This window comes from Paenibacillus sp. 05T425 (assembly GCF_056396205.1).
Window position 1 is genome coordinate 52,276 of sequence record NZ_JBFTLA010000023.1, and the last position, 8,066, is coordinate 60,341.

The following is an 8,066-nucleotide window of genomic DNA, read 5'->3' on the forward strand; positions in this document are numbered from 1 at the left end:
ATCACCACCTTCACCTTATTAGACGGTCCAAGTGCGAAATCCGCTGCACATATAGTCACGGTAAGTTAAAAGTCTAATTCGAATTCGTTCGAATTTGCTTTATTCCGCATGCTCATAAAGGGTTGCGCTCTCGATGTAATTAATCATTCTTCTTAAATCTTTGACTTGCTCTTTACTGATCTCTCCGTTCTCGTACATGCGGCGAATCTCCGACCTTTCCACATCCATCACAATGATCCGCAGCTCCTCTTTCTGTGCTTCTACGGCAGCATTAAATTGTTCAGGACCTTTAAGCTTATCGATTACCCGTTTATAGTCGAAAATGACGGTATTATATACGACGTCGCCAACCTCATGCTCCCTCGCTTTTTCTTCCAGTTTCGCCAGAGCTGCATTTGAAGCTTTGAGGAGGATTTCTTTCCCCGCTAGACGTTGGGCGATTCGCGCCTTGCCCTTGCCGGCTTTGCGGCGTCTGGCGCTCGAACGTTTCCAGTCCCGTAATTCATTTCGTACGAGTATTCCAAATCGGGATCTATCATTTCGAGACAGTGACTCTTCGCGCATTTCGAAGGCTCTCGCGAAAAATTCGAATAACTCTTCATCCATCTCTCCTGATTCCATGGCCTCCTCCATGTATTTTTTCTCAGCTTTTAATGCCATTAATCGAACTTTTACTAATTTTTGTACAAACTCATTGTTTTCTTTCTCCTTCGAGCTCATTTCAACATTGGTTTGTTTGAACGACTCTCTAAGCTCGTCCATCAATTGATATGCAGCAGCTTCATTTTCTTCGTTCATTTCCGTACGAACCTTTTTCATTGCTGCAAGCAGCAGCTTACTCTTAGCTATATTTATGTCCAAATGATTAGCCGACTCCCCTTCAGGCGTTTCTCCCTTGCTAAGTAGAGGCAAAAACAAAGTAGCTGCAATTAAAGTGAACAATATAACGCCGGCAGCCAAGAAGAGGATGAGTGAACGCTCTGGGAACGCATCGCCTCTCTCGATCAGCAACGGTATGGATAACACCCCGGCCATGGTCACAGCTCCACGAACGCCAGTCAAGCTGACCATAAGCGTCATTTTAACCGTTGGTTTAGCCATTTCTTTATCTCTTTTAAATCGATACTCATAATGGGAGAACAAGTACGACCAGACGAATCGTATTGTCAATATCGCTATCCCGATCGCCAAAACATAACCGACTGCAAGAGTATTATGTATGTTTGGATTCTCGACAGTTGACCGTATAGACGGAGGAATGATCAAGCCGAGCAATAGGAATACCGTTCCGTTCAGGATAAAGGATACCGTGGTCCATATATTTTCCGTTAACACCTGCTCCTCCGCTTGCAAAGGTTCCGCTTTCTCTCTAAGCAGTGAGTAAACAATTCCACCTACAACGACTGCAATGACCCCGGAAGCATGGAACCACTCTTCTGCAATGATGTAGATAAGGAATGGCGTCAATAGTTGAAGCAGCGAATGCAGGGTAACGTCACTGATCCCTTTTTTGCGCAAGCTATAACGGATCCATGTCATTAGCAGGCTGAGTACGAGCCCGAGGAAAGCACCCGCGACAAACATATACGTAAAGTCAAATATAGCTTCTTTCAGTGAAAAATACCCCGTGACAACCGCGGCTACCGCATAATTGAATGCTACAAGCCCGGAGGCATCGTTGATCAGCGATTCTCCTCGTACGAGATTCAATACGTTTTCCGGGAGATGAATACGCTTTGCGATACCGTTAACCGCGACCGGGTCTGTTGGTGACAGAATGGCGGCTAAGGCGAAGGCCGCTGCAATGGGAATGTCAGGGATGATCCAATGAATAAAGTAGCCGCCGCAGATCGTTGTAAGCAGAACGAGAATGATCGCATTACCGAAAATCGGAGCTCGCATTTTCCACAGTTCATCTCTTGGGAAGTATCTGCCGTCGTTGTACAATAGCGGAGCAACAAAAAGAAGCAAGAACCACTCGGTTTCGATCTCTAGATGGAATTCCTTAAATAGGAGAGCAATGCCGACCCCAATAGCGATCTGTGTTAAAGCGGTAGGTATTAAAGGCACATAGTGGCTTATAATGTTCGAAATGACTAAACATACGAGCAGCAATATGATGGTCATTAATAATTCCATTAAGAGTCCCCTCTTTCTTATCCAGATAAACTGAACTAATCATACCTTCTAATTTTAAACTTAATATTAATAAATAAACCTAGTAGTTTTCCTCCAACCTGCCATTCTTTTCTCTAAAGTAGGTAAAAAAAGAAGGTCGACCGTAAATGGCCGACCTTCTTCCCCCCTCGTTGCAACGTCCCCCGTCAGGAAGATGCTCCCTGTCCGGTTACTGCCTTGCGCAAATATTCCCCTGTTATCGAATGCTCGGCATCTGCAAGTTGGACAGGAGTGCCTTCGAATACAATTCGGCCCCCCCCGGTGGCCTCCCTCGGGACCCATGTCAATAATCCAATCCGCGCTCTTAATCACGTCATGGTTGTGCTCGATAAATACCACCGTGTTGCCTCCGTCGATCAAGCGGTTCATAATGTCCATCAGACGAGTGATATCGGACATATGCAGTCCGGTTGTCGGTTCGTCCATTACATTGAGACTACCTACCTTGTTAAGTTCTCCCGCCAGTTTGATGCGTTGGCATTCCCCGCCCGACAAGGTGCTCAGAGGCTGGCCCAACGTTACGTACCCGAGTCCCACATCCTCAAGCGTCCGTATTTGACGGAGCAGTTCCTTCCCGCTGAAGAACGCCGAAGCTTCCCGGACCGTCATAGCGAGGACGTCGCTGATTGATTTTCCGTTCAATTTATACTGCAGCACTTCATCGCTGAACCGCTTGCCCGCGCATATTTCACATGTCGTCCTTATTGGCTCGAGAAAGGCCAAATCCGTGTATATCATACCGATACCCTGACAGTTGGAGCAGGCTCCCTTGGAGTTGAAGCTGAACAACGATGCGCTAACCTTGTTGGCGGCTGCGAACAGCCGCCGGATCTCGTCCATCATCCCTGTATAAGTGGCCGTATTGGAGCGGGTGGATGTTCCCACTGCTGACTGGTCGATGACAATCGACTCTGGGTGCGATGGTAGAAATGCTCCGTTAATTAACGTACTTTTGCCCGAGCCGGCTACACCGGTTACCACGGTCAGCACACCGACGGGTATATCGACTGTCACGTCCTTCAGATTGTGTAAGCTTGCGCCGGTTACGGTCATCCAACCCTTGGGCACCCTGGTTGAAGTTTTAAAGGGCAGGCTTTGCTTTAAGTACCGTCCTGTCAAGGTATCCGCTCGGAGTAAACCCGCAAAGTTACCTTCATAGACGATTTCACCGCCGCGGGTTCCCGCATGAGGTCCGACATCGATGATGTAATCGGCGATCTCCATGACCTCGCGGTCATGTTCGACGACGAGAACGGTATTCCCTTTGTCCCGGAGCTGGAGCAGCATGCCGTTCAGACGATGGACATCCCGCGGATGCAGCCCGACGCACGGCTCGTCGAAAATGTAGATCATGTCGGTAAGACTGCTGCTCAGATGACGGACCATCTTGATGCGCTGCGATTCCCCGCCCGACAAAGTTGCGGTCTGTCTGTCCAGACTCAAATATTCCAGCCCGATAGATACCAGATGGTTCAGGCGGGTTACAGGCGGGTAAGCTTGTTCAGCAGACCTTCGTAATCCGATTCAATATCGCCGCCTTTGGTGTGGTATACGATCTTGCTTTCTTTGCCGTGGAGGAGGGTATCCCATTCTGCAGGTGTATAGTCGGCGAGCCGCTTGTTGTTTTCGAATAAGCCGGAATGAGTATACGTATTCAAGTACCAGCTTCCTACTTTAAATGCGGGGAACAGAATTGCGCCTTCATTCAGCGATTTGGACCTGTCAAGCAGCTTGTCCACTTCGAACTGCACCACCTTTCCGACTCCGGAGCATTCTGGGCACATGCCGGCCGGGTCGTTAAATGAGAACACATGCGAATTGCCGGCAAATGGTTTACCGATTCTGGAGAATAGCAACCGGACCATTGCATAAATATCTGTGATCGTGCCGACCGTAGAACGGGAGTTGCCACCGAGCCTTTTCTGATCGATTACGACTGCGGTAGACAAGTTCTCGATGAGATCCGTATCCGGCTGACTAAACCGGGGCAGCCGATTGCGGATGAATGCGGAAAACGTCTCGTTAAGCTGCCGTTGAGCTTCGGCGCTGATGGTGTCGAAGACCAGGGAAGATTTGCCTGATCCCGAGACGCCGGTGAAGATCGTGATTTTTCGCTTCGGGATGCGGACATTTACGTTTTTTAGGTTATTTTCGCGAGCTCCCTTTATTACGATATCATTGACGTTCAGAGACTCCACCTCCGATTTCTATTTTCTTTGTTCGACACTTGGAACGTGGAATAGTATTACTTCCTATCCAAATGATAAATGAGTTGTACAACGCCTGAGGAGAACGTTCTTGTATGAACCATTTTTAAATTCAACCTCTGTTTTATATCCACGAACAGCGGTTTCCCTTCTCCCAATACAACAGGGTGAACAGATAATCTAAATTCATCAACAACTCCTAAATTAATAAAAGTTGTAATAAGACTTGCTCCGCCATATAACCAGATGTCTTTACCCGGCTTATTCTTTAATGCATTTACTTCTTCAAGAATACAATCATTTATGAATATTGCTTTCTTATCAGTCCCTATTTGCGTCCTGGAAAACACATATTTCTCTTTACTATGAATCAATTCCCAAAATTCTTTTTCAGAAGCCTCATGTTCAATTTCCGGAGTATATTGTCCCCATAAATCATAGCTTTTTCTTCCATATAAAATGGTATCAATTTGATTTAAAAAATGATTAAACCCCAGCTCAGCGTCCATAATGCACCAATCGACTTCACCATTTTTCCCTTCAATAAAGCCATCTAAAGTAACCGCTAAATCCAAAATTATTCTTCTTTTCATGATTTGTTGCTCCTTTCGTGATTTCGATTCGCTCGAACACTTCTCATACCCATTGTCCCCGCCATCCTGTATGTTACAATATAATTATGACAAAACTTGACGTAATTAGGAGGGTGAAATGAACGAGCGGAGATTAACCATGATGCGGATCATCGACTCCCGAAAAAAGTTTACGGCTCGCGAGCTGGCAGAACGCTTTAACGTTTCGGTTCGGACCATCCAGCGCGACCTGGATTACCTGCAGCAAATCGGTTTTCCACTTTACAGCGAACAAGGTGCCCATGGCGGATACCGTGCGCTGGAGAACCGCATCCTGCCGCCGTTGCAGCTGACTCGGAGCGAGGCGCTCGGCTTGTTTCTGATGCTTGAAATACTGGAAAAGGTGCCCGATTTCCCGTTTGACGCGATTCGCTCTCACCTAGCCGTACAGTATTACGGAAGCTTGCCTTCCGATGTACAGACGAACATCGATCAGATGCGCAGCCACATTTCCTTCCGAATGATGCAGCTATATGAACCTGCACCTTGGACGACGGAAATTTTGGAGGCGGCGATCTCCAAGGAGGAAATCCGAATCGCTTATAGGTCAGCCAACGGGGAAAAGGAGCACAACTTGTACCCCTTCGGCATATATTTCGAAAACGGCTATTGGTACATGCCTGCTCGTAAAGAGGACAAGGTGCTCCTCTTTCGGGTTGATCGGGTTCAACACGTGGAGAGGACTGGCCCGGTTGATCTCGAAGTTCCGTCCCTCGCTGAGTGGATGCAGAATTCCGATAATCGTGAGACAGCCGAAGTGGCACTTCGGTTTACCTCTTTTGGTGCGCGCCTCGCCAAGGACGACCCCTTTTTCTATACGGTAACGGACGGTCATTGGAGTGGCCCGGTTCCACTGGAAGAGTTTCCGTTTACGGCCCGGAGACTGATAAGCTTCGGCCCCGATGTACAGGTCCTATCCCCGCCCCGGCTGAGAGATATGGTACTCCAGCTTCTGCGAGACAGCATAGATCAGTACAAGGAATAGGTAAAAACCACTCTCAACATGGGAGTGGTTTACTGTATGGATCCTGTTATCGTTCATCATGTGGTCAAGTAGCACTCATCGTCATCATTAAAATGGCTTAACAACCATAAGTACCAATATGACAATCATCAGCAGCTGTGCTACCGTCTCGATTGGTACGATCTTTTTAAACAGCAGTCCGAACTCGGCGGGTAATTCATTACCCTGATCTTGACTTTCAGATATCATCTTGATGATCTTTTTCATACGCGGTTCAATCATTCCGTCAATCAGGACGATCATAAGCAGCGATAAAAGGATGGATACATTCAGCCACATTTGGGATAAACCCATTTTGGTTATGATCATAAGCCAAACCCCGGTTAAAATAAGGACGGTTCCGCCAATCTTAGGTATTATGGCAAGCTTGGTCGTTATACCAAAAACAAAGCGCAGCTGGCTGACGGTTCTAGCGGATCTTCGAATGATGGGCAACACGAAAGCGGGTCCCATTATGGCGATCGAAGCCAATATATGCAAAACGAGCAGTAATCCAAACAAACTAATTAACCCCCTTCTCCTCAGTGCACCGTATTATTGCTTTGATAGGCTAGACCAACCCTTTTTCTTTTAAACGCTCCTCCAAGCTCAATATGGTCCAGCATACATATTGCGACATCGTCATAAGTTACATCCAGCTCTTGAAGTCGGCTGAACAAGTGACCGGCTATATCTGCTTCGGAATATTCCTTGATCGTCTCCGGAATCGGAACGGGCAAGATTTCCGTTGTTACATGTAGATGAACCGGCTCTGGATGCTCTCTCGCATCAATCATAGTTCCCGGACACATAATGGACCAATCGAGCCCTGTCTTCTGCAGCCTTTCGAAATTCCGGTTGTGATTTCTATATTCAGGCGGGAAGCCAGGTAGATTGTTGCCGATAAAATCGGTATACGGAATATCCAGAAGGCCGGCTCCTCCCATTATCCATACCCGCCCAGAGAAACTAGGTTGGAATTCACATTGGCTTATAATGTTATCGACGATACGAACAAACTCTTCTCCCTGGCCCGCATGGCCGGCTGCAATAATAGCGGCGTCATGATACGCGAGCGCCTCTCCGACGATGACCGGGTCCATAATATCGTCCACGATCACCTTCACATGCTTTACGGAATGATTACCAAGCTGATCATAAAGCTTCTTAGAATTTCGTACAAATGCGGTCATTTCATGCCCCATTTTTATCCCTTGTGCCAGCACTCTTTTCCCGGTATTCCCCGTCGCTCCAAAAACAATAATTTTCATTGTTCTTTCCTCCTCTTTCATGTCCCCACTATTTGGTTAACTCAAGCTTAGCATCGCTCCCAAATGATGTTAAGAACCCACTTTAAAGTAGGGTACTTACTTAAAAGTAAGCATGACAACAAAAGCTGCCCGGAATCCCGTGGCAGCTTTTGTTTTGAGTTGATTGAATTCTAATTCGTGTGCAATTTCATTGATACTCTTTTATGACGCTGACTCTTCATACTTCCGCTTATTATGATTTTCTCCCCAAGCACACATGACTTCTGCTACAGGAATCAATGTTTTGCCGTATTCACTAAGAGAATATTCTACTTTTGGAGGGATAGAAGGGTAGACCGTTCTATCGACTATGCCTTCTCGTTCCAAATCTCGGAGATGTTGTGAAAGCATCTTTTGCGAAACATCAGGTATAAGCTTTTCCAGATCGTTGAATCGTTTTTTGGATTCAATCAAATGCCATAAAATCATTGGCTTCCATTTGCCGCTTAAAACATGTATGAGTGTCTCAACTGGACATTCGAGCTGATGAATCATTGATAAATCATCCCCTTACTTTTAAGTAAGTGCATTAACTAAAAATTAACATAGCAAAATTTTATAAGAGTTATACAATCAAGTCAATCATTGATGGCGTAAAATTGTTTGTGTACCAAGATTTGTAGCCTAGTCAGGCAACAAAAAAGTAGGGTATTCTCGGGGTTGCTGAAGCCACCAGAGAAAGGACCCTACCGATGACTAATATACCCGAAAACATGCTTACTAATCTATTTGAAAA

The 8,066-nt window shown here is 46.3% G+C and carries 6 protein-coding genes and 1 pseudogene; 1 reads left to right on the forward strand and 6 read right to left on the reverse strand.

The annotated features are described in order from the left end of the window. Positions 1-99: 99 nt before the first annotated feature. The 3 genes and pseudogenes from AC1DF0_RS30310 to AC1DF0_RS30320 all read right to left on the reverse strand — a co-directional run bounded on the left by AC1DF0_RS30310 (position 100) and on the right by AC1DF0_RS30320 (position 4,978). Positions 100-2,139, reverse strand: a complete 2,040-nt coding sequence (locus AC1DF0_RS30310; protein ID WP_442052832.1) for a Na+/H+ antiporter — start codon at positions 2,137-2,139, stop codon at positions 100-102. A 185-nt stretch (positions 2,140-2,324) separates the two neighbouring features. Then, positions 2,325-4,376 (reverse strand): annotated as a pseudogene (locus AC1DF0_RS30315) (ATP-binding cassette domain-containing protein). 47 nt (positions 4,377-4,423) lie between these two features. Next, complete coding sequence (locus tag AC1DF0_RS30320) at positions 4,424-4,978, reverse strand: dihydrofolate reductase family protein (protein ID WP_442052831.1); 555 nt, start codon at positions 4,976-4,978, stop codon at positions 4,424-4,426. Positions 4,979-5,096: 118 nt separating this feature from the next. Between AC1DF0_RS30320 and AC1DF0_RS30325 the strand changes: the two genes are divergently transcribed. After that, complete coding sequence (locus tag AC1DF0_RS30325; RefSeq protein ID WP_477577224.1) at positions 5,097-6,002, forward strand: helix-turn-helix transcriptional regulator; 906 nt, start codon at positions 5,097-5,099, stop codon at positions 6,000-6,002. Between the two features lie 87 nt (positions 6,003-6,089). On the opposite strand, the gene AC1DF0_RS30330 is transcribed toward AC1DF0_RS30325, so the two are convergent. From AC1DF0_RS30330 to AC1DF0_RS30340, 3 genes are all read right to left on the reverse strand, one after another. Then, positions 6,090-6,548: a DUF2269 family protein gene (locus AC1DF0_RS30330; RefSeq protein ID WP_442052841.1), complete on the reverse strand. Its 459-nt coding sequence runs from the start codon at positions 6,546-6,548 to the stop codon at positions 6,090-6,092. 14 nt (positions 6,549-6,562) lie between these two features. Beyond that, positions 6,563-7,291 (reverse strand): NAD(P)-dependent oxidoreductase, encoded by a 729-nt coding sequence (locus AC1DF0_RS30335; RefSeq protein ID WP_442052829.1) that lies wholly within the window; start codon positions 7,289-7,291, stop codon positions 6,563-6,565. Between the two features lie 201 nt (positions 7,292-7,492). Continuing rightward, on the reverse strand, positions 7,493-7,825 hold the full coding sequence (locus AC1DF0_RS30340; protein WP_442052828.1) for a winged helix-turn-helix transcriptional regulator: 333 nt from the start codon (positions 7,823-7,825) through the stop codon (positions 7,493-7,495). Positions 7,826-8,066 lie beyond the last annotated feature (241 nt).

What these genes read in the sequence shown, in the direction of transcription:
- AC1DF0_RS30340 (WP_442052828.1), bottom strand. Translation starts at nt 7,825, where the DNA reads ATGATTCATCAGCTCGAATGTCCAGTTGAGACACTCATACATGTTTTA.
- AC1DF0_RS30335 (WP_442052829.1), bottom strand. Translation starts at nt 7,291, where the DNA reads ATGAAAATTATTGTTTTTGGAGCGACGGGGAATACCGGGAAAAGAGTG.
- AC1DF0_RS30310 (WP_442052832.1), bottom strand. Translation starts at nt 2,139, where the DNA reads ATGGAATTATTAATGACCATCATATTGCTGCTCGTATGTTTAGTCATT.
- AC1DF0_RS30325 (WP_477577224.1), top strand. Translation starts at nt 5,097, where the DNA reads ATGAACGAGCGGAGATTAACCATGATGCGGATCATCGACTCCCGAAAA.
- AC1DF0_RS30320 (WP_442052831.1), bottom strand. Translation starts at nt 4,978, where the DNA reads ATGAAAAGAAGAATAATTTTGGATTTAGCGGTTACTTTAGATGGCTTT.